19 protein-coding genes, 1 tRNA gene, 1 other RNA gene and 1 pseudogene are annotated in these 26,132 nt (G+C 69.1%); 15 read left to right on the top strand and 7 right to left on the bottom strand.

The window, feature by feature from the left end; all coding sequences use genetic code 11:
• Positions 1-88 precede the first annotated feature (88 nt).
• Positions 89-292 (top strand): DUF2934 domain-containing protein, encoded by a 204-nt coding sequence (locus ASF57_RS20435; protein WP_056183064.1) that lies wholly within the window; start codon positions 89-91, stop codon positions 290-292.
• Between the two features lie 83 nt (positions 293-375).
• On the opposite strand, the gene ASF57_RS20430 is transcribed toward ASF57_RS20435, so the two are convergent.
• A complete protein-coding gene (locus ASF57_RS20430) occupies positions 376-2,031 on the bottom strand; it encodes a multicopper oxidase family protein (RefSeq protein WP_056486802.1) in 1,656 nt (551 codons plus the stop codon).
• A gap of 691 nt (positions 2,032-2,722) precedes the next feature.
• On the opposite strand from ASF57_RS20430, the gene ASF57_RS20420 reads away from it, so the two are divergent.
• From ASF57_RS20420 to ASF57_RS20400, 5 genes are all read left to right on the top strand, one after another.
• A complete protein-coding gene (locus ASF57_RS20420) occupies positions 2,723-3,238 on the top strand; it encodes a hypothetical protein (RefSeq protein ID WP_162241582.1) in 516 nt (171 codons plus the stop codon).
• A gap of 91 nt (positions 3,239-3,329) precedes the next feature.
• Positions 3,330-5,051, top strand: a complete 1,722-nt coding sequence (locus ASF57_RS20415) for an efflux RND transporter periplasmic adaptor subunit (RefSeq protein ID WP_056486794.1) — start codon at positions 3,330-3,332, stop codon at positions 5,049-5,051.
• Between the two features lie 25 nt (positions 5,052-5,076).
• Positions 5,077-8,223, top strand: a complete 3,147-nt coding sequence (locus ASF57_RS20410) for an efflux RND transporter permease subunit (protein WP_056486789.1) — start codon at positions 5,077-5,079, stop codon at positions 8,221-8,223.
• Between the two features lie 79 nt (positions 8,224-8,302).
• Positions 8,303-8,668: a hypothetical protein gene (locus ASF57_RS20405; RefSeq protein ID WP_056486785.1), complete on the top strand. Its 366-nt coding sequence runs from the start codon at positions 8,303-8,305 to the stop codon at positions 8,666-8,668.
• A 163-nt stretch (positions 8,669-8,831) separates the two neighbouring features.
• On the top strand, positions 8,832-9,086 hold the full coding sequence (locus ASF57_RS20400) for a hypothetical protein (RefSeq protein ID WP_056486782.1): 255 nt from the start codon (positions 8,832-8,834) through the stop codon (positions 9,084-9,086).
• A gap of 462 nt (positions 9,087-9,548) precedes the next feature.
• On the opposite strand, the gene ASF57_RS20395 is transcribed toward ASF57_RS20400, so the two are convergent.
• Positions 9,549-9,625, bottom strand: a tRNA-Arg gene (locus ASF57_RS20395).
• A 468-nt stretch (positions 9,626-10,093) separates the two neighbouring features.
• On the opposite strand from ASF57_RS20395, the gene ASF57_RS20390 reads away from it, so the two are divergent.
• Positions 10,094-10,480: a hypothetical protein gene (locus ASF57_RS20390; RefSeq protein WP_056183249.1), complete on the top strand. Its 387-nt coding sequence runs from the start codon at positions 10,094-10,096 to the stop codon at positions 10,478-10,480.
• Between the two features lie 80 nt (positions 10,481-10,560).
• A complete protein-coding gene (locus ASF57_RS20385) occupies positions 10,561-11,244 on the top strand; it encodes a hypothetical protein (RefSeq protein ID WP_056183038.1) in 684 nt (227 codons plus the stop codon).
• Between the two features lie 183 nt (positions 11,245-11,427).
• Here the strand turns inward: ASF57_RS20385 and ssrA are convergent.
• The 4 genes from ssrA to ASF57_RS20370 all read right to left on the bottom strand — a co-directional run bounded on the left by ssrA (position 11,428) and on the right by ASF57_RS20370 (position 13,678).
• Positions 11,428-11,795, bottom strand: a transfer-messenger RNA (tmRNA) gene (gene ssrA / locus ASF57_RS25050).
• Positions 11,796-11,800: 5 nt separating this feature from the next.
• Positions 11,801-12,151, bottom strand: coding sequence for a hypothetical protein (locus ASF57_RS20380; protein ID WP_200935904.1), 351 nt, complete (start codon positions 12,149-12,151; stop codon positions 11,801-11,803).
• Positions 12,132-12,323, bottom strand: coding sequence for a hypothetical protein (locus ASF57_RS20375; protein WP_056183034.1), 192 nt, complete (start codon positions 12,321-12,323; stop codon positions 12,132-12,134). Before ASF57_RS20375 ends, ASF57_RS20380 begins: the two co-directional genes overlap by 20 nt.
• Before the next feature lie 182 nt (positions 12,324-12,505).
• Positions 12,506-13,678: a zinc-dependent alcohol dehydrogenase gene (locus tag ASF57_RS20370; RefSeq protein WP_056486779.1), complete on the bottom strand. Its 1,173-nt coding sequence runs from the start codon at positions 13,676-13,678 to the stop codon at positions 12,506-12,508.
• A 258-nt stretch (positions 13,679-13,936) separates the two neighbouring features.
• On the opposite strand from ASF57_RS20370, the gene ASF57_RS20365 reads away from it, so the two are divergent.
• The 7 genes from ASF57_RS20365 (at position 13,937) to parE (ending at position 25,692) form a co-directional block, all read left to right on the top strand.
• Positions 13,937-14,164: a hypothetical protein gene (locus tag ASF57_RS20365; RefSeq protein WP_056487449.1), complete on the top strand. Its 228-nt coding sequence runs from the start codon at positions 13,937-13,939 to the stop codon at positions 14,162-14,164.
• Positions 14,165-14,368: 204 nt separating this feature from the next.
• Positions 14,369-14,752 (top strand): response regulator, encoded by a 384-nt coding sequence (locus ASF57_RS20360; protein WP_056183028.1) that lies wholly within the window; start codon positions 14,369-14,371, stop codon positions 14,750-14,752.
• A 124-nt stretch (positions 14,753-14,876) separates the two neighbouring features.
• A complete protein-coding gene (locus ASF57_RS20355; RefSeq protein WP_056183026.1) occupies positions 14,877-16,784 on the top strand; it encodes an AI-2E family transporter in 1,908 nt (635 codons plus the stop codon).
• Positions 16,785-16,942: 158 nt separating this feature from the next.
• Positions 16,943-19,735, top strand: a complete 2,793-nt coding sequence (gene topA, locus ASF57_RS20350; RefSeq protein WP_056486776.1) for a type I DNA topoisomerase — start codon at positions 16,943-16,945, stop codon at positions 19,733-19,735.
• Between the two features lie 448 nt (positions 19,736-20,183).
• Entirely contained in the window at positions 20,184-21,302 is a 1,119-nt protein-coding gene (locus tag ASF57_RS20345) for a CocE/NonD family hydrolase (RefSeq protein WP_244477044.1), read from the top strand.
• Positions 21,303-21,394: 92 nt separating this feature from the next.
• Positions 21,395-23,362 carry a PhoX family phosphatase gene (locus tag ASF57_RS20340; protein WP_056486771.1) on the top strand — a complete coding sequence of 656 codons (1,968 nt, stop codon included), beginning with the start codon at positions 21,395-21,397 and terminating at the stop codon, positions 23,360-23,362.
• A gap of 254 nt (positions 23,363-23,616) precedes the next feature.
• On the top strand, positions 23,617-25,692 hold the full coding sequence (gene parE, locus ASF57_RS20335) for a DNA topoisomerase IV subunit B (protein WP_056486767.1): 2,076 nt from the start codon (positions 23,617-23,619) through the stop codon (positions 25,690-25,692).
• A 200-nt stretch (positions 25,693-25,892) separates the two neighbouring features.
• On the opposite strand, the pseudogene ASF57_RS26280 reads toward parE, so the two are convergent.
• A pseudogene (locus ASF57_RS26280) lies at positions 25,893-26,132 on the bottom strand (porin family protein); the annotation flags it as partial.

Here is a 26,132-nt window from a genome sequence, read left to right as displayed (position 1 = left end):
ATCGACGGGGACGATTCGCCCCCGGGAGCGTTGGCCCCGCGGCGGGGGTCGCACCTGCGATCGCCGGTCACGAAGGAGCAGAAGCACGATGTCCGAGGATGGGATCACGTTCGAACGGGTCCGCGAGCGCGCCCACGAGATCTGGGAGCGCAACCACCGTCCCGAAGGCTTCGAGGTCGAGTTCTGGCTGATGGCCGAGCGGGAACTCCGCGCCGAGCAGGCCCGCCGCAAGCCGGCCGCCGACCGGACCGCCTCGGAGACGCCGCCGGGGGCCGACACGACCACCCGGTGAGGCCGGCATGGCTCGCCTTCGGGCGAGGTTAGGCCGACGAGGCCCGCGGTGAGGCGCGTGCCGCCTGCCGGGACGGAAAACCGTCAGGATCGGACGTCGAGCACGCCCATCATGCCGAGTTCCTCGTGCTCGAGAATGTGGCAATGGTACATGCGCGGCCCCGGCTGGTCCTGGCGCAGCAGGAGCCGGACCGTCTCGCCGGACACGACGTTCACGGTGTCCTTCCAGGCGCGATAACCCGGGGTCCTGACCTGTCCGTCCTTCTCGTAGGCGACGATCTGGAACTGGGTTCCGTGGACATGGAACGGGTGATCCATGTCCGATTGGTTGACGATGTCCCATTGTTCGACCTGACCGACCTTCGAGACCTCGTCGATGCGGGTCATGTCGAAGCTCTTGTTGTTGATCAGGAACTTCATGTCGTGGCTGCCGGGCGGCTTGGCGGCGGCGGCACCGCCTTTCGCGGTTCCGCCGTGATCCATGCCCGGCATGGCGCCGTGATCCATGCCGGGCATGGCACCGTGATCCATGCCCGGCATGGCGCTGTGATCCATGCCCGGCATGGCACCGTGATCCATGGAGCCCATGTCCTCCGTCAGCACGAAGCGGCGGGTGACGACCGGGGCCTGGAGCGGGGCGATCGCCCGCAGCATCTTCGGCAGCGGCGGTGGCGGCGTCGCCGGTCGTCCCGCCACGTTCGCGGTCAGCAGGACCTTACCCGCCTCCTTTGGCTCCCCCGGTCCCATCCAGCCGCGCTCGTAGGCGAGCGTGGTCAGTTTGGCCGGGCCGGGCTGATCGAAGGAGACGATGAGTTCCACCCGCTCGGCCGGGGTGAGCAGCACCTCGTCGACGGCGACCGGCGCCTCGACAAGGCCGCCATCGGTGCCGATCAGGGTCATGCGGGCGCCCGCGAAGCGCAGGCGCAGGTAGCGCGCGTTGGTCGCGTTGACGAGCCGGAGGCGGCGCTTCTCGCCCGGCGCCACCGTCATCACCGGATTGCTCTGGCCGTTGACGAGCACGTGGTCGCCGACGCGACCGTTCATCAGGTCGACCATCGTGCTGGGCGGCATCGTCCCGTCCGCCGCGATCCGGAGATCGGTGAGCATCAGGACCGTGTCGCCATAGGCGGCCGGAATCGGATCGGATTTCGGCTTGACCAGGAAGAGCCCGGCGAGGCCGCGATAGACCTGTTCGGCGGTGAGGCCGTGCGGATGCGGATGAAACCAGTAGGTCGCCGCACTGCCCTCGGGCAGGTCGAAGGCGTAGCCGTGTTCGGCCCCGGACGCGACGGGGTTCATCGGGTTGCCGTCCTGGTCGGACGGCACCGGCATCCCATGCCAGTGGATCGTGGAGGGTTGCCCTGGAATGCCGTTCTGGAACGTGATCGCGACCCGGTCGCCCTCCTGCGCCTCGATCACCGGATGGCCGCCGTTATAGAGCAGCACCGGCGTGTCGAGGCCCTCCGCATAGCGGACCACGCCGGGGCGCGCCGCGATCGTGGCCTCGAATCGACCGGGTCGGGTCGAGCGGTTGCGGAGCCGGGGCAGCTCCTTCAACGGCTGCCCCGGCGGCAGGACCGGCGCGGTGCCGGCCATCGGTGCCATCGGCCCGCCCGGCCCGGCCCCGGCTCCCATGGGTCCCATGTTCCCCATGGCTCCCATGTCGTGCTTCATCTGAGCCGATGCCGGTCCGGTTCCGAGGACCCCCGCAAGACCTGCCAGGAATGTGCGCCGATGCATGTCCAGTCCCTCTTGAATCAACGGGCGGGTAGCGAGTTCTTCCCCATGGTACAAGACGGATTTGTCTTCGGGACATAAATATCTCTCAACTATTCTGAGCTAGAACAGGTCAGAGACCAAAGATCGGTCCGTCTCGGGGTGCCGGGATCATCAAGGACCTGCGTGGTTTCCTGAGCGCATCTGTCGCGAATCGACGTTTGATCCGTCTCTCCCTGTATCGCGTCTTGATGAGGCAAGGTCGGTCTGATCATCGGAGTCGATCCGGACTTGAAAATCTCAGATGTTCGACGCGTCTCAGGCCGGCATCGATCTCCGTTGGTCCCAGGCCAGGGTCGATCGGCCGAGGTCGGCTGGTTTCCAATTCCGATTCCACCAGGATCAGGGTCGCGATGAGATCGCATTGCGGGCCAGGTTACAGACAAGAGCATCTCGCCTGATCTCGGTGTTGTTGTCGGACTTGCCGCTCCGTCAGGGCTTCGTCTCCGTCACGAAAACCTTCAGCTCGATCGTCGCACAATGTTTCTTCAGAAATCCGATTCGATAGTTTTATGCTGTCGCAGGTTATATTCTTTGAATTCAATCATGGAGGGGGCTGGCAGCGTCATTTTTCGATAAACCATCCGTTGAACAGACTATTCCGTGCCCCGACAAAATGGTGTAGTCAGCCCCTATGAGATTCGAGCAGCAATTCGTGCGCCTGATGGCGGCGGTGATCGTGATGATCATCGCCTACGTTGCGCCGTCCGCTGCTCGGGCTCACGAGGGCCATCACCCTGCGGATACGGCCGCCCTGACGACGGCGGAGGCGCCCAGCGCGCCGGCGGGCGCGTCCGCAACGCCCGACATCGCCACGGCGGTGACCGTCGGTTCGGGAATGCCCACCCTGCTCGGCGACCAAGCCTTTCTCAGCAAACAAGCCCTGTTTGGTGAGAAAGCCCTCCTTAGTGAAGAGGTCTTGCTCGGCGCTGCGGCCGTGGTCCGTGTGGCGGGGCTGATCTCCGACGACACGGGGCGGGGCTGCTGCTCCGGTCCGTGCACGGGCACCCGCTGCGGAACCCCGATCTGCTGCGCGTCGGGCATCCTGTCGGCCACGGCCACGTTGCCGACGCTCGCCTACGGACGGGTGGTCCGCGTCTCCCGGCAGGTCGATCGCCGCCGCGGTCTCGGACCCGAGACGCTCTCCAGGCCCCCCAGACTCCGCGCGTAAGCGAACGGCGCCCCCGAGGCGCTCGACGGTCGGATCGTGCCCGCCAAAGGCGGGGGCACGCCCGGGATTTGAACGCGAGGAAGCTTCTCCCATGGTTTTTCGAATTGCCGCCGCCCTGGGCGCGGTGTGGCTGCTGGTCGGTACGCTGGCGGGTCCCGCGCAGGCTCATGAGGGGCACGACGACGGGGCCACGCCCGCGCTGGTGCTGACGTCCGTCGCCCCGCGCGGCGAGGCCGTCTCGGACGCCTTCGAGCTGACCGCCATCCTGCGGGATGCCTCGGTGACGTTCTACCTCGACCACTTCCGGACGAACCAGCCCGTCCGGGACGCCGTCCTGACGGTGGAGACGCCGGACGGCCAGCAGACGGCCGAGAAGACGGCGGACGGGGCCTACGTTCTGCCCGTGCCGTGGCTCGCCAAGTCGGGCCTGCACGACCTGCTGGTGACCGTCACCGCGGGGGACGTGGTCGACATCCTCACCGTGCCGCTGTCCATGCCGAAGGCGGGCGCGTCTTCAGCGACTGCGGCGGCCACCGGCGGGCCGATGTCCGAGGGGATGGCCTCTCCGGTCGCCGAACTGAAGGCGCGCCTCGGCGCACAGAACCCGATGCTGATCGCAGCGGGCGCCTTCCTCCTCGGGGTGCTGGTCACCGGACTGACGCGGGCGCGGCGCAGCCTGAGGCTGGGGGCCGTGCTGGCCGCGGCCCTGGCCGTCATCCTGGCCCTGGGCACGCTCGCCTTCGCCCATGGCGACGAGGATCACGGCGCGCCGGTGACGGGGGCCGCCCTGCCGGGTCCCGGAAAAGCCGCGACGGACCTCGCCCAGCGCCTGCCCGACGGCTCCGTGTTCGTACCCAAGCCGACCCAGCGCCTCCTCGACCTGCGCACCACTCTGACGAAGCAGGGCACCTTCCACCGCACCGTCGAATTGCCGGCCCGCGTCATTCCGGACCCGAACGCCAGCGGCGTCGTGCAATCCTCTGTGGGCGGCCGCCTGTCGCCGCCGCCCTCCGGGCTCTTCCCGCGGCTCGGCACGATCGTGAAGAAGGGGGACGTGCTCGCCTACGTGACGCCCCCGGTCCAGGCCATCGACGTCTCGGACATGCGCCAGCGCCAGGGCGAGCTCGACCAGCAGATCGACGTCCTCGCGCGGCGGGTGGATCGCTACCGCAAGCTCGCGACCACCGGGGCCGTCGCCCAGACCCAGCTCGACGACGCCCTCTCCGAACTGCAGGGAGCGCGGGACCGCCGCCTGGCCCTCGACAAGGTGCGCCATCAACCGGAGGCCCTGGTCGCGCCCGTCGACGGGGTGATCGCGCAGGCCTCCGCGGTGGCGGGCCAGATGGCGGCGGCCGGCGCCATGGTGTTCCAGATCGTGGACCCCGACCGCCTGTGGGTCGAGGCGCTCAGCTTCGACGCCCTGACCACGGCCCAGAACGCCACGGCCCGCTTCGCCGACGGGCGCACCCTGTCCCTGGTCTACAAGGGCGCGGGTCTCGCCGACCGAAACCAGGCCCTTCCGGTCCAGTTCGCCGTGCAGGGCAGCACCAGCGGGCTGCGGGTCGGGCAGTTCCTCACCGTGCTGGCGGGCACCGATACCGAACAGTCCGGCCTCGCCCTTCCGCGCGCCGCCGTCATCCGCTCCGGGAACGGGCAGGCGATCGTCTACGAGCACGTCGCCGCCGAGCGTTTCGAGGCCCGTCCGGTCCGGGTCGAGCCCCTCGACGGGACCAACGTGCTCGTCGCCGAAGGGGTCGGCGCGGGCAGGCGCATCGTCACCGAAGGTGCCGAACTCCTCGATCAGGTCCGCTGAGCAAGTCCGCTGAGGAGGCAAGGCCATGTTCAACTTTCTCGTCACGCAGTCCCTGCGCAATCGCCTCCTCGTCCTCGCGGTCGCCGCCGTCCTGATCCTGTACGGGGCCTTCACGGCGACGCGGCTGCCGGTGGACGTGTTTCCCGACCTGAACAAACCGACGGTCACGATCATGACCGAGGCTGAGGGGTTCGCCCCGCCGGAGGTCGAGCAGCTCGTCACCTATCCGATCGAGACCCGGATGAACGGCCTGCCCGGCGTCAGCCGGGTGCGCTCGGTTTCCGGCGTCGGTCTCTCGATCGTCTACGTCGAATTCGACTGGGGCACCGACATCTACCGCAACCGGCAGCAGCTCGCCGAACGCCTCACCCTGGTGCGTGATCAGCTGCCGCCGAACGTGACCCCGCAAATGGGGCCGATCTCCTCCATCATGGGGCAGATCCTGCTGGTGGGCGTCACCAGCGAGACGGCCACCCCCATGGAGATGCGCGAAGTCGCCGACTTCATCCTGCGTCCCCGGCTCCTCACCATCCCGGGCGTGGCCCAAGTCATTCCCATCGGCGGGGAGGTGCGCCAATTCCGGGTCAGTCCGAACGTGGCGGTGATGCGGGCGCTCGGCGTGACCAATGCCCAGCTCGAGTCGTCCCTGGCGCAGTTCGGCACCAATGCGGGCGGCGGCTTCACCGATCAGTACGCCCGCGAATTCCTGATCCGGAACATCGGCCGGACCATGAGCCTCGACGACCTGCGCAGCGTCGTGGTCGCCAATGTCGGCGATGCCCCGGTCTACCTGCGCCAGGTGGCCGACGTCTCCTTCGCGGCGAAGGTGAAGCGCGGCGATGCCGGCTACATGGGCAAGCCCGGCGTCATCGTCTCCGTCGAGAAGCAGCCCGACGTCGACACGGTCAAGCTGACGCGCGAGATCGAGTCCGCCCTGAAGGAGATCACCGCAACCCTGCCGAACGGCATCAAGGCCGACCAGATCCTGTTCCGTCAGGCGAACTTCATCGAGGCCTCGATCGCCAATGTCGAGCGCGTGCTCGTCGAGGCCATCGTGGTGGTGGCCATCGTGCTGTTCGCGTTCCTGCTCAACGTGCGCACCACGGCCATCTCGCTCACCGCCATCCCGGTCTCGATCCTGGCGACCGCGGTGGCCTTCCACCTCGCCGGCCTGTCGATCAACACGATGACCCTCGGCGGGCTCGCCATCGCCATCGGCGAACTCGTCGACGACGCGGTGGTCGACGTCGAGAACATCTTCCGCAGGCTCGGCGAGAACCGGGCGGCCGGCTCGCCGCGCTCGACCTTCGACGTGGTGGTGGCGGCGTCCTCGGAGGTGCGCTCCGGCATCGTCTACGCGACGATGATCATCGTGCTCGTGTTCGTGCCGCTGTTCGCCCTGTCGGGCATCGAGGGCCGGCTGTTCGCGCCCCTGGGCCAGGCCTACATCATCTCGATCCTGGCGAGCCTCGTGGTGTCGCTGACCCTGACGCCGGTGCTGGCCTATTACCTGCTGCCGGGCCTCAAGAGCCTGACGGAGCACGACAGCGCCCTGCTGCGGTGGCTCAAGCGCGGCAATGCCCGCCTGCTCGACGTCGCCTTCCGGCACCAGGGCGTGCTGGTCGCCACGGTGGCGGTCTCCGTCACGGTGGCCGGCATCGTCGCCTGGAACCTGCCGCGCGCCTTCCTGCCGCCCTTCAACGAGGGCTCGTTCACCGTCAACACGACGTTCAACCCGGGGATCTCGCTGTCCGAGAGCAACCGCGTCGGCCTGATCGCCGAACGCCTGCTCCTGGATATCCCCGAGGTCCGTGCGGTCGGCCGCCGCACCGGCCGGGCCGAACTCGACGAGCATGCCGAGGGCGTCCATTCCTCCGAGATCGAGGTGGAGCTGAAGGGGGGCGGTCGCTCCAAGGATGCGGTGATCGCCGACATCCGCCAGCGCCTGGCCCAGCTTCCCGTGTCGATCAATGTCGGGCAGCCGATCTCGCACCGCCTCGACCACATGCTCTCCGGCGTGCGGGCCGAGCTGGCCCTGAAGATCTTCGGCGAGGATCTCGATGCCCTGCGCAGCGTGGCCAACGATCTGCGCGAACGCATGGCCAGGATTCCCGGGCTCGTCGACCTTCAGGTGGAGAAGCAGGTTCGCATTCCGCAGCTGGAGATCCGGGTCGACTACACCCGGGCCGCCCTCTACGGGGTCCAGCCCTCGGCCGTGGTGGACCAGCTCAGCCGCCTCTCCAACGGGCGCGTCGTCTCGACCGTAGCCGACGGCTACAAGCGCTTCGACGTGCTCCTGCGTCTGCCCGAAGGGCAGCGCACGACGCAAGGGCTCAAGGACCTCCTGATCGAGACGCCGTCCGGCTGGGTGCCGGCGCGCCAGATCGCCGACATCCGGGAGACGGACGGCCCCAACCAGATCCTGCGGGAGAACAGCCGGCGCCGTGTCGTGGTGCAGGCCAACACCAACGGGGACAGCGACATGGGCACCATCGTGGCGGCCATTCGCGAGCAGGTGGCCGAGGCCAAGCTTCCCCCGGGGTTCTTCGCCAAGCTCGAGGGGACCTTCCAGGCGCAGGAGGAGGCGAGCCGGACCATCGCGGCCCTGTCCACCCTGTCCCTCGCCCTGGTCTTCGCCATCCTCTACAGCCGCTACCGCTCGGCCGTGCTGGCGCTGATCATCATGGGCAACGTGCCGCTCGCCCTCATCGGCAGCGTGCTCGCGCTGTGGCTGGTGGGGCAGCCGCTCTCCGTGGCGTCGATGATCGGGTTCATCACCCTGACGGGCATCAGCGCCCGCAACGGCATCCTGAAGATCAGCCACTACCTGAACCTGTCGCTGCACGAGGGCATGCCGTTCGGGCGCGACCTCGTGGTGCGGGGCAGCCTGGAGCGCCTGACGCCGGTGCTGATGACCGCCCTGTCGGCCGGCGTGGCCCTGGTGCCGCTGCTCTACGACGCCGCGACCCCGGGCAAGGAGATCCTGCACCCGGTCGCGGTGACCATCTTCGGCGGCCTGATCAGCGCGACCCTCCTCGACACGGTGCTGACGCCGGTCCTGTTCTTGCGCTTCGGGCGGGCGCCGTTGGAGCGCCTGCGGGCGGCCCAGGCCGAAGCCGCCGAGGCCCCTCTTCCGGAGGGCGCCAAGCCCCGACAGGTCGAGGCGTTCTGATCCAACCGCCCGACCAAGCCGCCCGACCAAGCTACCCGAGACGGCCATCTGACACGGCCACCCGACGAGGAAAGAACCGATGATGCGATGGATGATGACCCTGCTCGCCGGCCTGCTGACGGCCGTGGCGGCCCACGCGCACGAGGCGGCCGGCCAGCATGGCGGCCGGACGACGGATGTCGGCGCGTATCACGTCGAACTGATCGCCAAGGGTGAGACCGTCGACATCTTCGTCACGAACGCCAAGCAGGAACCGGTGCCGGCGGGCGGCTTCAAGGGCACGGCGATCCTCGTCCTCGGCGGCAAGGCCACCCGCATCCCCCTCGCGCCGGCCGAGGGCAATCGTCTCTCCGGCACGGCGCCGATGGCGCTCGGGGAGCGTCCGAAGGGCGCGGTCCAGCTCACCGGACCCGACGGCGCGACCGCCAGCGGCAAATTGCATTGAGGCCTCGCGCCTCCGCCGCACGCGCGGTCGGACGGCGCCGGACGATCCCGCACAGGGATGCAGAGGGACCCGCGCGCAGGCGCGTCTCCCGTTTGCGAACCACCGGTCAGGCGGCCGAGACGGCCCTGATCACGCCAACGCGAACAACCAAGGCAGTCACCTCATGAAGTTCACCACCGTGCTCCCGCTGCTGGTCGCTCTCGCCGCCGCCTCCCCGGCTCTGGCCGACGACCAGGGCAACGCGAATGCCGAGCAGCAGACCCAGCCGACGCCGAACCGCGGCGGCACCGCGGGCGGACCGGGGCATAGGCCCACCGCCCCGGACGCCATGACGAAGCCGGCCGAGGCGCCCGCGGCCAAGGAGGGGCATCACCACCATCCCAAGGACACCGCGCCGGCGAGCAAGCACAGCCACTGAAACCAGCCCCCGCCCTGCCCGCAGAACCGGGCCGAAGGACTCAGGTCGGATCTGGCAGGCAAAAGCCTTCGCCGGCGCGGTCATCCGCGCCGGCCACCCGCCCTCGCGAGGACGCGCCTGACTATGTGAGAGATGGACCGGCGATACGCCGTCCCGACGCGATCCCGGGCGTCATCCGTCCGAGCCCGCCGGCAGGACGGTGGAGCATGTTCGATATCGGGTCATACCGAATATCAGGCCTGGTTCCGCGCCGCCGCAGGCCTGCGCCCCTGCCCGACCGCATCACCCGGGTCTGTACCGGACGGTCCTGCCGATCTGTCGCCAGCAACCGAAACTTCGCGATCTCGGCTCCCACGATCCGCACCGGATTGACGTCAACGCCCGACGCGGCGGTGGAGCGCCTACGCGCACCAGCGACCCAGCCAGATCGTTACGACTGTGAGATGTATTGGATAAGGTAAATGGCGCGCCCGAAAGGATTCGAACCTCTGACCCCCAGATTCGTAGTCTGGTGCTCTATCCAGCTGAGCTACGGGCGCCTGCGACCGGGTGGCTGGTAGGCGCCGCCCCGGTGTGAGCGGGTGTTTAGAGGCTCCGTTTTGCGCTGGCAACCCTGGCCGGACAAGTTTTTCGCGCCGGCCGGATTTCGGGACCCGGGGCGTGGGCAGCGGCGCTTCGCGCTTGGGCTCCGGCAGCGTCCGGGTCCAGATCTTCGCAGCGGATAGGCGTGTTCCCGGCGGGCGAACAGAGAGCTTGAGGGTTCACGAGCGATCTTTGTTGCAGGAAGGACTTTCGCCGGCGCAGGATCAGCTTGCCGTTTCATCCGATGTATCGTGTCAGATCATGACGGAACCTTTTTCCGATCGAAACGTGTCGGCCATTCGGGCTGCTATTCTTGATGCGCGCCCGGGAACGCTTTGCGGTCTCGCGGGATTGAGAGGGACTTTCGCCGCTTCGGACTTCCGTACCGGATCGGCGGTTCTCAGATGCCTTCCAAGGAGAATGCCGTGAAACGCTCCCTGACCACCCTCGCCCTTCTGTCGGTCCTCGGCGCGGGGCCGGCATTCGCGCAGACCACCGTCACCGGCACCCCCGCTCCGGACGCCAAGTCGAGCGCCACGTCGGGCGGCCAGGAGGCCGTGACCCGGCCCAACACCGACAAGCCCGACGCGACCAAGCCCGCCACCACCAAGGCCGCCGCCAACGCCAAGCTCGAGGAAGGCGCCAACAGCTTCACCGAGGCCCAGACCCATCACCGTCTCACCGAGGCGGGCTACAAGGACGTCAAGGGCCTGACCAAGGACGACAAGGGCATCTGGCGCGGCCAGGCGATGCTGGACGGCAAGCCCGTCAAGGTCGGTGTCGACTTCAAGGGCAACGTCGCCGCGCAGTAGCGCATCGCGCCGCGCGACCGGAGCACGTCTCCCGCTCCGCGCGGCTCTCCCCGATCGGCTTTCCCAGAGGAATTCATCCCATGGCCCAGCAGACCATCACCGCCCTGTACGACAATTACGATGACGCCAGCACCGCCGTCTCCAAGCTGGAGGCCGCCGGCGTCTCGCATTCCGACATCAGCATCGTGAGCAACAACGAGGGCGACCGCCACGCCGGCCGTCTCGGCACTACCACCACTACCACCGACCTCGATCCGCATACGCATGGGGACACCCCCGAGAAGGCCAGCACCGGCGCGGGCGCGGGCGCGACCGTGGGCACGGTCCTGGGCGGGGCCGCCGGCCTCCTGACCGGCCTCGGCCTCCTGGCGATCCCGGGCGTCGGCCCGGTGGTGGCCGCCGGATGGCTGGTGGCGACGCTGACCGGCGCCGGCATCGGTGCGGCCGCCGGCGGTCTCGCGGGCGGCTTGACCGGGGCCGGCTTGAGCGAGACGGATGCCCACACCTACAGCGAGGGCGTGCGCCGCGGCGGCACCCTGGTGACGGTCCGGGCCGATCAGGCGCACGCCACCCGCGTGATGGACATCCTGGAGGAGCACGGCTCGATCGACGTGGACGAGCGCGCGCAGAACTGGCGCGCCGATGGCTGGACCGCGCCGCAGGCCGCCGCTGCGACCTCGCCGGACGCGATTCCGGGCAATGCGCTCGGCGGCACCGTCGAGGGTCGCAATCGCGTGCGTGCCTACCCGACCACGCCGGTCTGATCGGCTGATCCGGACGGCCACCCTCTCTCTGGGGTGGTCGTTCGACCCGGCCTCGGGTCGCAAGACCATCGAGCCCAAGAAAAAGCCCCGCGCCGGATCGGCGTCGGGGCTTTTTCAGGTCCGGTGGCATACGCCCCGTCGCGCGATGCGCGACGTCCGGGAAAAGGTGGGTCCCGGAGCCGAAGCCCCGGGTTCTGTTTCGACGGTTACCCTACCGCAAGATGCTTACGCCGCGAGGCGGGCATCCATGACAACGTTATCGTTGGCATTTAGAGTTTTGGCCAAATGCCCGAAACAGGGGTTGCCTGCGTCGAACCGGTCGAGTCCTTACCGACAGCCGCATCGTCCTGCACCGAAGTGCAAGCGAACTCGCGATCCCTTTACCGCCCAGTCGATCCTATTTCGCCCCCATCAGAAACCCACCGGCGCTGGCGCTCGTGGGCTTATGGTGGAGGCGCCGGAGTACTGCCCTCCGGGTCCTGAAACGTTATTACGAACCGGTCATCAACCGCGGGTCCGATATACGCGCGATCACCCGGCGGGTCCAGATGCTGCGTTATCCCGCCGCACCCACGGCCTCGGCGTACCAGTCGGCATAGGGGGTGTTGCGGGCCATGTGCCGGTTGAGGTCGGGCGTCCCGTCGGTCCACCAGACCGGGCCGCGCTCGCCGAGGCCGTGCTTGGCGGCATCGACGGCGGCCCGCGCCTGCGCGAGGGCACCGCCATCCCCTGCGGCCTTGGCGGTCTTCACGGCCCGGCGCCCGTCCATCAGGGCCGCCACCAGCGCCTCTCGGCGCGCAGGGTCGAGGTCGGGCCGCGTCCGGCGCCAGAGGCGGCCGCGCACCACGATGTAGCGCCCGTCCGGGGTTTCCAGCGGTGGGCCGGCCCTATTCGGCCGCGCGGCCACGGCGATGCGCCTGTTCCTCGATGAGGGCCTCGACCGCCGCGATGGTGTTCTCGAGGTCGGCGATGCGCCGCAGCATGCTGTCGGGCGGCAGCATGGCGATCTTCGCGGCTTCGAGGATGAGCGTCCTCTGAGCGTCCTTGAGGCGTTCGAGGAGAGAATCCAAGTCTGACATGACTGGGCTTTAGCGGATGCCGGGGCCGACCGGCAATGCACAGGGGAGCAGAACGACGGAGATATCCTGTCGTGTCCTCGGATCGCGCGCCGAGATTCGCGTGCGACCCGGTTCCGATCTTTGCCGGCACCGGGTTAGAGCGGGATCGATACGATCGAGCCGCGGTTCCGGTCCGATGCGACTCAGTTGGGGTGGAAGACCACCTTCACGCAGCCGTCCTTCTTATCGCGGAACGTCTTGTAGAGGTCGGGGCCGTCGGCGAGGTCGGCGGAGCGGTGCGTGATCATCGCGGTCATGTCGAACCGGCCCTCCTGGATCAGCTTCGTCAGCGTCTCGAGGTAGCGCTTCACGTGGGTCTGGCCGCTCTTCAGGGTCAGGCCCTTCTGGACGATCGAGCCCATGTTGATCGGCACCGGCCCGCCATAGACGCCTGGCACCGAGACGATGCCGCAGGGCCGCACCGCCTTGATCGCCTCCGCCAGCACGTAGGGACGCTCGGTCGAGGTCAGCTTCTCCTGCAGGGTGCTGAGCATCCCGGCGATGCCGTGGCCGGCGGTGGCCTCCATGCCGACGCAATCGATGACGCCGTCGGCGCCCTGCCCCTTGCTGATCTCCTGGATGCGCTCGAAGACGTCCTCCTGCATGAAGTCGATCACGTCGGTGGCGCCGTAGCGGCGGGCCAGCGCGATGCGCTCGGGCACGGTCTCGATGGCGATGATGCGCTCGGCGCCCATGATCTTGGCCGACTGGATCGCGAACAGGCCGACGGGGCCGGCGCCCCAGACCGCGATGATCTCGCCGCCCTTGATCTCGCAATGCTCGGCGGCCTGCCAGCCGGTCGGCAGGATGTCGGTGAGGAACAGGACCGACTCGTCGTCCATGCCGTCCGGCACCTTCATGGGGGCGACGTCGGCCATCGGCACGCGGACGTATTCCGCCTGTCCGCCCGCGTAGCCGCCGGTGAGGTGCGAGTATCCGAACAGGCCCGCGGTGGTGTAGCCGAACTGGGCCGCCGCCATCTGGGCATTGCGGTTGGAGCGCTCGCAGACCGACCAGTTGCCGAGCCGGCACTGCCGGCACGCGCCGCAATTGATGTTGAAGGGCACCACGATGCGGTCGCCCTTGCGGAACTTGGTGAAGCCGGCCCCGACCTCGACCACCTCGCCCATGAACTCATGGCCGAGCACGTCGCCGGACTCCATGGTGGGCATCTGGCCGTCCATCAGGTGGAGGTCCGAACCGCAGATCGCGCAGCTCGTCACCTTGATGATGACGTCGCGCGCATCCTCGATCTGCGGGTCCGGGACCGTATCGCAGCGGATGTCGCCCTTGCCGTGCCAGCACAATGCCTTCATCGCGGATCTCCATCCGGCCGATACCGGGTTCCTGCGCGTGGGCAGGGCTGGTTGTGGGGAGAGGGGGAGCCTTGAAAGGGGCTGCCCTTCGCGAGAAGGTCCGGCCCGGCGGCCTTGTTCCCCGGGGATTTTTTCGGTTCTCCGGCGGCTTTTTGCGATATCCCGGTCTTCTCCGCGGGACCGGCCGGGGGGAACGGGTGGCGCCTGCGTCCCGTTGGCCTCCGGATTCGCGCCGGAATGCGTGCCCGGGAAGGCCTCATGCTGATCCTCGTCCTGTCCCTCGTGCTGCTCGCGACCCTGGTGCTGATGGTCGTCCGCCGCCGCTACATCGGCCGGCTGACCTCGTTCGCGACCCTGTTGGCCTCGATCATCCTGATGATCTGGCTGCAGGACAGCGGCCTCTTGCCGGGCACCCGGGGGCCGTTGAGCGATCGTCGCCCCCAGACGAGCCTCGATCGCCCGGCGCCGGCGCCCACCCTCCCCTGATCGCGTCGCACCGAGGCAGGCCGGTACGGCGCGGACCCTGTGTCGCTCGATCGCGTGGCATGCCATGGACCGTTCCGGCGCATCGTGCGTTCACACGACGGCCCGGGCTGATGTCTTGCTCGGGCACCGGTATCCGGGCGCGTGTCCGGCGTGCGATGGGCTGCGCGGTGATGATGCCGGCGACGTTCGAGGGGTTCAGGGGCAATGGCGAAAATCCTGCTGGTGGAAGATCACGAGGAGATCTGGGACTTCCTGTCCCGCCGGCTGAAGCGGCGCGGCTACGACGTGATCCTCGCCCATGACGGCGAGTCCGGTGTGCAGCAGGCGCGCACCGGACAGCCCGACGTCATCCTCCTCGACATGAACCTGCCGATTCTCGACGGCTGGTCGGCGGCCCGGGTGCTGAAATCCGGCAGCGACACCAAGGGTATCCCGATCATCGCGCTGACCGCCCATGCCATGTCGGGCGACCGCGACAAGGCGATTCAGGCCGGCTGCAACGACTACCACCCGAAGCCCGTGGATTTCTCCAAGCTGCTGACGCAGATCAACGCCGCCGTCGGACCGCAGGCGCCCGCGGTGCCCTGAAGGCGGCCGCTCCCGTCCCGTCCCAGGCTTCGCCCGACCCTCATCCGCCCCTTCGTCGCCCGTCCCGCCCGACATCCGATCGTCGGCGCCAGCGTCGCTCACCCCCACGAGACCCGGCCAATCCATGAGCGACGATCCCATCACCGCCCGCCTGCTGCGGCAGGCGATGCCGGTCTTCACGACCCTGGCCTCCTGCCTCCTCGTGATCACCATCGCGGCGGCGCTCTATCTGGGGCGCGACATCTTCGTGCCGGTGACGCTGGCGATCCTGCTCAGCTTCGTCCTGGTGCCGGGGGTGAGGCTCCTGCGCCGCATCCGGGTCCCGCGGGCGCTCGCCGTGCTGGTCGTGGTGCTCACCGCCTTCGGGGCGCTCCTCGGTGTCGCCCTCCTGATCGCCAACGAGACGGCGCAGCTCGCCTCGGACCTGCCCCGCTATCAGGTCACCATGCGGGAGAAGATCGCCTCCCTGAAGGAGGCGACGGCCGGGAGCGGCACGCTCTCGCGCATGGTCGACATGGTGCAGGACCTCAGCGCCGAGCTACAGCCGGACCTGAAGAACACGACCCCCGAGGGCAGCGCCGGCAGCCTCGCCCATCCCCTCCACGTGCAGATCGCCTCCGCCAAGGCGGGGCTCCTGGGAACCCTCGGCGCCGTGGTGGGGCCGATCCTGCATCCGCTCGCCACCACCGGCCTGATCCTGATCTTCACGATCTTCATCCTGCTGCAGCGGGAGGATCTGCGGAACCGCGCGATCCGCCTGGCCGGCTCGGGCGATCTGCGGCGGACCACGGCGGCCATCGACGACGCGGCGGCTCGTCTCAGCCGGTTCTTTCTGGCCCAGCTCATCCTCAACATCGCCTTCGGCATCGTCATCGGCGTCGGGCTGTGGTGGATCGGGGTGCCGAACCCGATCCTGTTCGGGGTGCTCGCCGCGATCATGCGCTTCGTGCCCTATATCGGCGCCGCGATCAGCGCCCTGCTACCGCTGATCGTGGCCGCCGCCGTCGATCCCGGCTGGAGCATGGTCATCGCCACGGCAGCCCTCTTCGTCGTGGTCGAGCCCATCGCCGGCCACGTGATCGAGCCCCTGCTCTACGGCCATTCCACCGGCCTCTCGCCGATCGCCGTGATCCTGGCCGCCACCCTGTGGGCGTTCCTGTGGGGGCCGATCGGCCTGGTGCTGGCCACGCCGATCACCGTCTGCCTCGTGGTTCTGGGCCGGCACATCGAGCGCCTGTGGTTCCTGGACGTGATCCTGGGCGACCGGCCGGCCCTGGCGCCGCCCGAGATCTTCTACCAGCGCATGCTGGCGGGCGATCCCGAGGAGGCGATCGACCAGGGCCGGATGTTCCTGAAGGCGCGCGCCCTCGTCACCTACTACGACGAGGTGGTGCTGGCCGGCCTGCTGATGGCGCAGGAGGATCTTTCGCGCGGGACCCTCGACCGGACCCGGCAGGACGAGGTCGGCACCGCTCTGCGGGCGGTGGTCACCCGGCTCGGGACCGTGCCGGCGGGCCGGAAGGGCGGCTCCGCCACCAAGGCGGCGGGCAATTCGGAGACGTCGGCGGCCTTCGCGGCCATCGGGCCGGACCGGCAGGTCGCCGCCATGGTGCTGCGCCCGGACGAACTCCCGCCGCGTTGGCGGGCGGCCCGGCCCGTGCTCTGCGTCTCGAGCCGCGGCCCCTTCGACGAGGCGGCGACGTCCATGCTCGGCCAGATCCTCGACCGCCACGGCCTCGCCGCGCAGGTGATGTCGATGGCGGACCTGCGCCGCGGGGCGGTGCCGGACGACCTCGGGGGCATCGCCCTGGTGTGCTTCTCCTACCTGGAGCCCGTCAGCCTGTCGCAGATCCGGCTCAACGTCCGCCAGGCGCGGCGGGCGATTCCCGGCGTGCGGGTACTGGTCGGCTTCTGGCGCGAGCGCGATCCCGCCTCCCTCGATCGCCTGCGGCGGACCCTCTCGGCCGACGTGCTGGTGACGACCCTGAACGGTGCCCTCGATGCAGCCCTGACCTTCGCCAAACGAGGGTGAGACCGGTGCGGCGGGACCGATCATTTGACTTCCCCCCGGGGTTGACCCACTTCTCCCCGGCGCCGACCCCCTCTCCGGACGGGTGGCGACGCCCCCCGCACAATCTGCGAACGGTCGTTGCTGTGGGTCAGGCCCTGACGAGAGGCTAGTACCAGCACATGAAAGTCGTCGTCGTCGAGTCGCCGGCCAAGGCCAAGACGATCAACAAGTATCTCGGTCGCGATTACGAGGTTCTCGCCTCGTTCGGCCACATCCGTGACCTTCCGGCCAAGGACGGTTCCGTCGATCCCGAGGCCGACTTCCACATGCTGTGGGAGCTCGACGACCGGGGATCGAAGCGCGTCTCCGATATCGTCAGGGCGCTCAAGGGCGCCGACGGCCTGATTCTCGCCACCGATCCGGATCGCGAGGGCGAAGCGATCTCCTGGCACGTGGTCGAGGCGCTCACCGCCCGGCGCGCCCTCAAGGGCATACCCGTGGAGCGGGTGACCTTCAACGCCATCACCAAGGCGGCGGTCGAGACCGCCATGCGCCAGCCCCGGCAGATCGACCAGGCCCTGGTCGACGCCTACCTGGCCCGCCGGGCGCTCGATTACCTCGTGGGCTTCAACCTCTCGCCGGTGCTGTGGCGCAAGCTCCCTGGCGCCCGCTCGGCCGGCCGCGTGCAATCGGTGGCGCTCCGCCTCGTCTGCGAGCGCGAGCGCGAGATCGAGGTCTTCCGCCCCCGCGAGTACTGGTCGCTGGTGGCGACCCTGACGACGGAGACCGGCGCCAGCTTCGAGGCCCGGCTCACCGGCGCCGACGGCAAGCGCATCCAGCGCCTCGACGTCGGCACCGGCGACGAGGCGGCGGCGTTCAAGCGTGACCTCGAACTGGCGACCTTCCAGGTTGCCAGCGTCGAGGCCAAGCCCGCCAAGCGCCACCCCGCACCTCCCTTCACGACGTCGACCCTGCAGCAGGAGGCCTCGCGCAAGCTCGGAATGGCGCCGGCCCAGACCATGCGGGCCGCCCAGAAGCTCTACGAGGGCGTCGAGATCGACGGCGAGACGGTCGGCCTGATCACCTATATGCGGACCGACGGCGTCGACATGGCGCCCGAAGCCATCGCCGACGTGCGCCGGGTGATCGGCAAGGAATACGGCGAGCGCTATCTGCCGGGTGCGCCGCGGAAATACAGCGTCAAGGCCAAGAACGCCCAGGAGGCGCACGAGGCCGTGCGCCCCACCGACATGAGCCGCCTGCCGAAGACGGTGGCCCGCACCGTCGATGCCGAGCAGGCCCGGCTCTACGAGCTGATCTGGACCCGCACGGTGGCGAGCCAGATGGAATCGGCCGAGCTGGAGCGCACCACGGTCGACATCGTCGCCCAGGTCGGCCCGCGCAAGCTGGAGCTGCGCGCCACCGGCCAGGTGGTGAAGTTCGACGGCTTCCTCACCCTCTACCAGGAGGGCAAGGACGACGAGGAGGACGAGGACGGCCGGCGCCTGCCGCCGATGAGCGCGGGCGATCCGCTCAAGCGCGAGCGCATCGCCTCGACCCAGCACTTCACCGAGCCGCCGCCGCGCTACTCCGAGGCCAGCCTCGTCAAGCGCATGGAAGAGCTCGGCATCGGCCGGCCCTCGACCTACGCGGCCGTGCTGCAGACCCTGCGCGACCGCGAATACGTGCGGATCGAGAAGAAGCGCCTGGTGGCGGAGGACAAGGGCCGCCTCGTCACCGGCTTCCTCGAGAGCTTCTTCAAGCGCTACGTGGAGTACGACTTCACCGCCGAGCTCGAAACCCAGCTCGACCGGGTCTCCAACGCCGAGATCGACTGGCGCGAGGTGCTGCGCGATTTCTGGCGTGATTTTTCCGCCGCGATCCTGGGCACCAAGGAACTGCGCGTCACCGAGGTGCTCGATGCCCTCAACGACCTGCTCGGCGCCCATATCTTCCCCGAGAAGGCCGACGGCTCGAACCCACGGACCTGCCCGACCTGCGGCTCGGGCCAGCTCTCTCTCAAGCTCGGCAAGTTCGGCGCCTTCGTGGGCTGCTCGAACTACCCGGAGTGCAAGTACACCCGTCAGCTCGCCGCCTCCGGCGTCGAGGGCGACGGCGAGGGCTCCTCGGAGAACGGCGGCCAGCCGGGCACCCGCGTGCTCGGCAACGATCCCGCGTCCGGCCTGCCCGTGACGGTGCGGGACGGCCGCTTCGGTCCCTTCGTCCAGCTCGGCGAGGCCTCGACGGAGAAGGAGGCTCCGAAGCCCAAGCGCTCCTCGATCCCGAAGGGCACCAGCCCGTCCTCGGTCGACCTGGACATGGCCCTGAAGCTGCTGTCGCTTCCCCGTGAGGTGGCGCGGCACCCGGAGACCGGCGAACCGATCCTGGCCAATCTCGGCCGCTTCGGACCTTACGTGCAGCACGGCAAGATGTACGCCAATCTCGGGCGCGACGACGACGTGCTGGAGATCGGCGCCAACCGGGCCATCGACCTCATCGTGGCCAAGGAGCAGGGCGGCGGCCGGCGCGGTCCGGCCTCCGATCCCGGTCGCGCGCTCGGCGAGCACCCGGAGACCGGCAAGCCGATCGTGGTCAAGTCGGGCAAGTACGGCCCCTACGTCACCGACGGCAGCACCAACGCGACGCTGCCCAAGACCCTGGCGGCCGAGGAGATCGGGCTCGCCCAGGCGCTGGAGCTGATCGCCGCGCGGGAAGCCGCGGGCGGGGGCAAGAAGAAGGCTCCGGCGCGCAAGGCTGCGGGTGCGAAGGCGCCGGCCAAGAAGGCGCCGGCAAAGAAGGCTGCGGCCAAGAAGGCGCCGGCCAAGAAAGCGGCCGCCGAGAAGGCGCCGGCGAAGAAGGCGGCGGACGGCGACGAACCGGCCGCGAAGTCGACGGCGAAGGCGGTTGCGGCCAAAAAGCCCGCGAAAAGCGCCGCCGACACGCCCACGGCGGCGGCCCGCAAGAAGGCGTGAGCGCCCGCTCCGGCATCGGCTGCGTCCCACCCCGCGACCGCTGAGGTTTCCTGACAAACCTCTCGTTCGCGGGCCGGGGCGCTCTCCCGAACGGCAACGGTCCGCTTCGGTTCCTGGCTGATTCCGGGCCGTACCCGCCCGGGGGGCTGGCGGTCGTGGAGGGCGATGGCGGCGCCGATCCGCACGCAGAGCCGTCCTGGCGTGCCGCCCGCGCGCCCTGCCGCTTCCGGGGCGATCCACGCGCGTCATCGCTCTGCCGGGTGAGTTTGATGGTCGGCGACGGTCGCCGGGCGCCTTCACGGACCGTCCCCGTTGAAGGGACACGTTCGGTGGAGGACGGAAGACCCGGAACGGTTGCGTTCCGGACGGGGTGAGGCCAGGCTGCCCGAGCTTGGGCCAAGGCCCTTCGTCCAGCCATCCTGTCCTCCGATCGACGGCGGAATGCCCCATGCACGTTTGGGTGATGTTCCGGTTGGTGGGTCTTGGGGGACTCGCCGCGCTTTGGGTTGCAGGCGCGCCGCTTCGGGCCGCGGACTATGCCGGCGTCGATCTACGGATACCGATTGCGGCGCAGGAGGGCGGCAGCCTCGAGGCCGTCATGGTGCTCCCGCTCGGCGGCGGCCGGCATCCTCTCGTCATCCTCAGCCACGGATCACCCCGTGAGGCGCGCGACCGCCCCGGCATGAGCGCGCGCGGGATGATGCCGCAACTGGTGGCGTTCGCCCGGCGCGGCTTCGTCGCCGTGAGTGTGCTGCGTCGGGGCTACGGCACCTCGGTCGGACCCTGGGCAGAAGGCTCCGGGCCCTGCGAGAAGGCCGATTACGCCCGATCGGCTCGGGCGGGCGCGGCCGATATCCGGACGGCGATCGCGTTCATGACCCGCCGCGATGATGTCGATATCACCAGGATCGTCGCGGTGGGGCAATCGGCCGGAGGCTTCGCCACCGTGGCGCTCACGGCCGATCCACCCTCCGGTCTCGTGGCAGCGATCAGCTTCGCCGGCGGCCGCGGCTCGCGCGCGCCCGACTCGGTCTGTGACGAGGACGCGCTGGTTCGCGCCTTCGGGACCTTCGGACGACGGTCTCACGTACCGATGCTGTGGATCTATACCGAGAACGACCGCTATTTCGGGCCGGCTCTGGCGCGGCGGTTCCGTGCGGCCTTTCAGGACTCTGGCGGGCAGGTCAGCTTCGTCGCCGCTCCGGCCTTCGGGTCGGATGGTCACGCCCTGTTCTCGGCTCCGAACGGTCGGGACATCTGGATGCCCATCGTCGAGGCGTTCCTGGTCCGGCAGGGTCTTCATCTTCCGGCGGTCCGTCCTTCGACACCCTCGTCGCTGAAGCCTCCGCAATCCCTCGGCGCTGCCGGGCAGGCCGCTTTCGGGACTTATCTCGACAGCCCCGGCAGCAAGGCCTTTGCCGTGTCCGCCACGGGCGGATATGGCTGGCGCACCGGACGCGTTTCGGCCCTTGAGGCGCGCGACGGCGCCCTCGCGAATTGTGCGCGTGCCACCGGCACGATCTGCCGGCTCCATGCCGTCGACGACGCCTATGTGGTCGATCCATGAACCCGGACGCCCGTCACGATCCGGGCCGTCACACCTGTGCCATGCGATCGGGTTAACGGGCGAGGCTGCCGCCAGCCTCTACGGACCGCCCCATGACCGAACCGACGCGAACCCGCTCGCAGGCCGCCGAGGCCGCCGAGGATCGCGGCTCGAACGCCAGCGCCAACCCGACCTTCGGCGACGTGGTGGCGGCGCGCTTCGACCGGCGCGACCTCCTGCGCGGGCTGCTCGGCGTCGGCGCCATCGCGGCGGTGGTGACGCCGGGTGCACTGGCCGCCGGTGCGGCCCAGGCGGCCAGCGCGCGCTTTCCGTTCGAAGAAATCGAGGCCGGGTCGGACGCGCACCATCACGTCGCCGCCGGGCACGATGCCGACATCCTGATCCGCTGGGGTGACCCGGTGCTGCCCGGTGCGCCGACCTTCGACCCGCACCAGCAATCGGCGGCGGCCCAGGCCCAGCAGTTCGGCTACAACAACGACTTCGTCGGCTACTTTCCGATGCCGGGGGCGGCCGACCCGGCGGCGCACGGCCTCCTCGTGGTCAACCACGAATACACCAACGAGGAACTGATGTTCCCCGGCCTGGGGCGCCAGGACACTCGGGCGGCCGCGTTCAAGGGCATGACCCGGAACCTCGTCGACATCGAGATGGCGGCCCATGGCGGCTCGGTCATCGAGATCCGCCGCACCGATGGCCGGTGGGCGGTGGTGCCGGATTCGCCCTATGCCCGCCGCATCACGGCGCAGACTCCGATGATGCTGACCGGCCCCGCCGCCGGCACGGAGCGGATGAAGACGGCGGCCGACCCCGGCGGGCGGGCGGTTCTCGGCATGATCAACAACTGCGCCGGCGGCACGACGCCCTGGGGCACCTGGCTGACCTGCGAGGAGAACATCAACTACTACTTCTCCGGCACGCTGCCGGAGGCCTCGCCCGAGGCCCCCAACCACAAGCGTTTCAACCTGCCGGCCGGCGCCTATGCGTGGGGCCGATTCCACGAGCGCTTCGACGTCTCGCGCGCGCCCAACGAGCCCAACCGCTTCGGTTGGGTGGTGGAGATCGACCCGTTCGATCCCCAATCGACCCCAAAGAAGCGTACGGCGCTCGGCCGCTTCAAGCACGAGGGCGCCGCCGGCATCGTCGCCCGGGACGGCCGCTACGTCATCTATCAGGGCGACGACGAGCGCTTCGACTACGTCTACAAGTTCGTCACCGCCGGGCGGGCCGACAGCGGCGACCGCGATCTCCTCGATGCGGGCACGCTCCACGTTGCCCGCTTCGAGGCCGACGGGCGCGGCACCTGGATGCCGCTGGTGCTCGGCGAAGGGCCGCTGACGCCCGAGAACGGCTTTGCATCCCAAGCCGACGTGGTGATCGGCGCCCGGCTCGCCGCCGACCGGCTCGGGGCCACCAAGATGGACCGGCCCGAGGATGTCGAGGCCAGCGCCAAGACCGGCAAGGTCTACGTGATGCTGACCAACAACGGGAAGCGCAAGGCCGACCAGACGGACGCCGCCAATCCCCGCGCTGATAACCGTTTCGGCCACATCGTCGAACTCACCCCCGACGACGGCGACCACGCCGCCACGGGCTTCACCTGGGAAATCCTGGTCCGCTGCGGCGACCCCGGTATCGCTGCGGTGGGCGCCACCTTCTCGTCCGCCACCACGACGAACGGCTGGTTCGGCATGCCGGACAATTGCGCCGTCGACGGGCTCGGCCGGCTCTGGGTCGCCACCGACGGCAATGCCCCCTCGCGCACCGGCCGCAACGACGGCATCTGGGCGATGGAGACCGAAGGGGCGGGCCGCGGCACGGGCAAGCACTTCTTCCGCGTGCCCGACGGCGCCGAGATGTGCGGCCCCTATTTCACCCCCGACGACACCACCTTCTTCGTGGCCGTGCAGCATCCCGGCGAGGCCGACGAGGAGGACCCGAAGGCGGTGCCCGCCACCTTCGAGGCGCCCGCCACCCGCTGGCCCGACTTCGACCCGGCGATGCCGCCGCGCCCCGCCGTGGTGGCGATCACGAAGCGGGGCGGTGGCCGCGTCGGGACCTGAAAGATCGGGCTGTCCCGCCCGTAAGGCGGCTCCGCCACGGTGAGGCCTTCTTAACCACCCCCATACCATGTCATGGGGTGGTACGTTTCGTGCGGCGGAGGCTCCGAGCCCCAGCCCCTGCGAGACGGGAACCCCTTTCTGTTTCCGGTTTGTTCCGGTATGGTGAGAGGATGAAGGCGAATGCTGCACGGTCTCCCTCTGCGATCCGGTCCGCGAAGCCCGCGGCCTCACCATCCCCGGCGCGAGGCGCTCCGGTGAGCGACCCCGCACGCGATCTCTTCGCCGGCGGCAAGCCTCCTGTGCCGAAGCCTCCCGCGCCGAAGCCCCCTGCCTCGAAACCCGCCGAGCGACGCAAGCTCGACGCCGTGGCGCCGCTTCCGCCCGTCTCGGCCGAAGCCGGCTACGACGCCTCCGACATCGAGGTGCTGGAGGGGCTGGAGCCGGTGCGCCGCCGCCCCGGCATGTATATCGGCGGCACCGACGAGCGCGCCCTGCACCACCTCTTCGCCGAGGTGATCGACAATTCGATGGACGAGGCGGTGGCGGGCCATGCCAGCTTCATCGAGGTGGAGCTGGAGGAGAGCGGCCACCTCGTGGTCACCGATAACGGCCGCGGCATCCCGGTCGATCCGCATCCGAAATACCCCACCAAGTCCGCCCTGGAGGTCATCATGACCATCCTGCACGCGGGCGGTAAGTTCGACTCGAAGGTCTACGAGACGTCCGGAGGTCTGCACGGCGTCGGCATCTCGGTGGTCAACGCCCTCTCGGACGAACTCGAGGTCGAGGTCGCCCGCAGCCAGACCCTCTATCGCCAGACCTTTTCGCGCGGACATGTGCAGGGGCCGCTGGAAACCGTCGGCCGGGTGCAGAATCGGCGCGGGACGCGGGTCCGCTTCCATCCCGACGCCGAGATCTTCGGCGCCCTCAAGTTCGACCCGCGCCGCCTCTTCAAGATGGCGCGCTCCAAGGCCTACCTGTTCGGCGGAGTCGAGATCCGCTGGCGCTGCGCCCCTGCCCTGCTGGAGGGCCTGGACGACGTGCCGGCCGAGACCGTGCACCGTTTCCCCGGGGGCTTGCGCGACTATCTCGCCCGCGATCTGGAGGGCAAGGAACTCGTCACCGACGCGATCTTCTCGGGCAAGATCACCAAGCCGGGCGGGCACGGCTCCCTCGAATGGGCCGTCGCCTGGATGGTCACCGACGACGGTGTCTCGGCCTCCTACTGCAACACCATTCCGACCGCCGAGGGCGGCACCCACGAGAGCGGCCTGCGCGTCGCCCTGCTGCGGGCCCTGCGCGAGCATGCCGAGCGCGTCGGCCAGGCCAAGCGCATGACTGCGGTGACAACCGACGACGTGATGGCGACCTGCGCCTCGATGCTCTCGGTGTTCATCCGCGAACCCGAGTTCCAGGGCCAGACCAAGGACAAGCTCGCCACCGTCGAGGCCTCGCGCATCGTCGAGACCGCGATCCGCGACGCCTTCGACCATTGGCTCGCCGCCTCCCCGGCCCAGGCCAACAAGCTTCTCGACTGGGTGATCGACCGGGCGGAGGAGCGCCTGCGCCGGCGGCAGGAGAAGGAGGTTGCGCGCAAGTCCGCCACCCGCAAGCTGCGGCTGCCGGGCAAGCTCGCCGATTGCTCCAAGGCCGGCATGGCCGGCTCGGAGATCTTCATCGTCGAGGGTGACTCGGCCGGCGGTTCGGCCAAGCAGGCGCGCGACCGCGCCACCCAGGCGATCCTGCCCCTACGCGGCAAGATCCTGAACGTGGCCTCGGCCAGCCGCGACAAACTCGGCGCTAACCAGCTGATTTCCGACCTGACCCAGGCGCTCGGCTGCGGCACCGGCACCAGCTACCGCTCGGAAGACCTTCGCTACGAGAAGGTGATCATCATGACGGACGCCGACGTCGACGGCGCCCACATCGCCTCGCTGCTGATCACGTTCTTCTACCGGCAGATGCCCAAGCTCATCGATCGCGGTCACCTCTACCTGGCGATCCCGCCGCTCTACCGGATCAGCCAGGGCGCCAAGACCGCCTATGCCCGCGACGACGATCACAAGGTCCAGCTGATCAAGACGGTGTTCAAGAACGGCAAGGTCGAGATCGGCCGCTTCAAGGGCCTCGGCGAGATGATGCCGGCGCAGCTGAAGGAGACCACCATGGACCCGAAGAAGCGTACGCTGCTGCGGGTCGAGGTCCTGGACGAGGCGCGCGATTCCACCGGCGATGCGGTCGAGCGCCTGATGGGCAACAAGCCCGAGGCCCGCTTCACCTTCATTTCCGAACGCGCCGCCTTCGCCGACGGGGCGGAACTCGACATCTGAGGCTGGATTGTGCCCGCCCGTCCGGACCTCCGGAGGGGCGCGGCCGGTGATCGGTCGGCGCCTTCGTTCGCTGGGGTTCAGACGGAAGAAGAGGCCAGACGCAAGAAAGCCCGGCCGCGAGGCCGGGCTTTCTTGTTGGAGGAAGTCTCGCGCGACCCGTTCGGGTCGCGCGAGATGCCGCCGGATCGGGTCCTAGGGTCCTAGTACGAGCCGAACTTGTAGTTCAGGCCGGCGCGGACGACGGCGAACTCGGTGCCGCTGTTGCGGTTGGAGAAGCCGGGCTGGCGGTAGAGGACGTTGTTGGTGTCGTAGGCGTAGACGCCGGCGTTGCGGTTGTTGTTGTCGAGGTTCACGTACAGGCCTTCGACCTTGAGCGTGACGGCCGAGGAACGGAAGAAGTTCAGGAACGAGTCGGTGGGGAGCGCGTACTCGATGCCACC

It is taken from the genome of Methylobacterium sp. Leaf117, assembly GCF_001422985.1.
Lineage (GTDB): Bacteria > Pseudomonadota > Alphaproteobacteria > Rhizobiales > Beijerinckiaceae > Methylobacterium.
The sequence above is the reverse complement of the archived record's forward strand: the minus strand, read 5'-3'. Positions and strand labels throughout refer to the sequence as shown.

Bases quoted from the DNA above. Each gene is read 5' to 3' on its own strand.
- ASF57_RS20410 (WP_056486789.1), top strand. From the start codon at position 5,077: ATGTTCAACTTTCTCGTCACGCAGTCCCTGCGCAATCGCCTCCTCGTC.
- topA (WP_056486776.1), top strand. From the start codon at position 16,943: ATGAAAGTCGTCGTCGTCGAGTCGCCGGCCAAGGCCAAGACGATCAAC.
- ASF57_RS20415 (WP_056486794.1), top strand. From the start codon at position 3,330: ATGGTTTTTCGAATTGCCGCCGCCCTGGGCGCGGTGTGGCTGCTGGTC.
- ASF57_RS20370 (WP_056486779.1), bottom strand. From the start codon at position 13,678: ATGAAGGCATTGTGCTGGCACGGCAAGGGCGACATCCGCTGCGATACG.
- ASF57_RS20355 (WP_056183026.1), top strand. From the start codon at position 14,877: ATGAGCGACGATCCCATCACCGCCCGCCTGCTGCGGCAGGCGATGCCG.
- ASF57_RS20340 (WP_056486771.1), top strand. From the start codon at position 21,395: ATGACCGAACCGACGCGAACCCGCTCGCAGGCCGCCGAGGCCGCCGAG.
- ASF57_RS20430 (WP_056486802.1), bottom strand. From the start codon at position 2,031: ATGCATCGGCGCACATTCCTGGCAGGTCTTGCGGGGGTCCTCGGAACC.
- ASF57_RS20375 (WP_056183034.1), bottom strand. From the start codon at position 12,323: ATGTCAGACTTGGATTCTCTCCTCGAACGCCTCAAGGACGCTCAGAGG.
- ASF57_RS20435 (WP_056183064.1), top strand. From the start codon at position 89: ATGTCCGAGGATGGGATCACGTTCGAACGGGTCCGCGAGCGCGCCCAC.
- ASF57_RS20345 (WP_244477044.1), top strand. From the start codon at position 20,184: ATGCACGTTTGGGTGATGTTCCGGTTGGTGGGTCTTGGGGGACTCGCC.
- ASF57_RS20365 (WP_056487449.1), top strand. From the start codon at position 13,937: ATGCTGATCCTCGTCCTGTCCCTCGTGCTGCTCGCGACCCTGGTGCTG.
- ASF57_RS20400 (WP_056486782.1), top strand. From the start codon at position 8,832: ATGAAGTTCACCACCGTGCTCCCGCTGCTGGTCGCTCTCGCCGCCGCC.
- ASF57_RS20385 (WP_056183038.1), top strand. From the start codon at position 10,561: ATGGCCCAGCAGACCATCACCGCCCTGTACGACAATTACGATGACGCC.
- ASF57_RS20360 (WP_056183028.1), top strand. From the start codon at position 14,369: ATGGCGAAAATCCTGCTGGTGGAAGATCACGAGGAGATCTGGGACTTC.
- ASF57_RS20405 (WP_056486785.1), top strand. From the start codon at position 8,303: ATGATGCGATGGATGATGACCCTGCTCGCCGGCCTGCTGACGGCCGTG.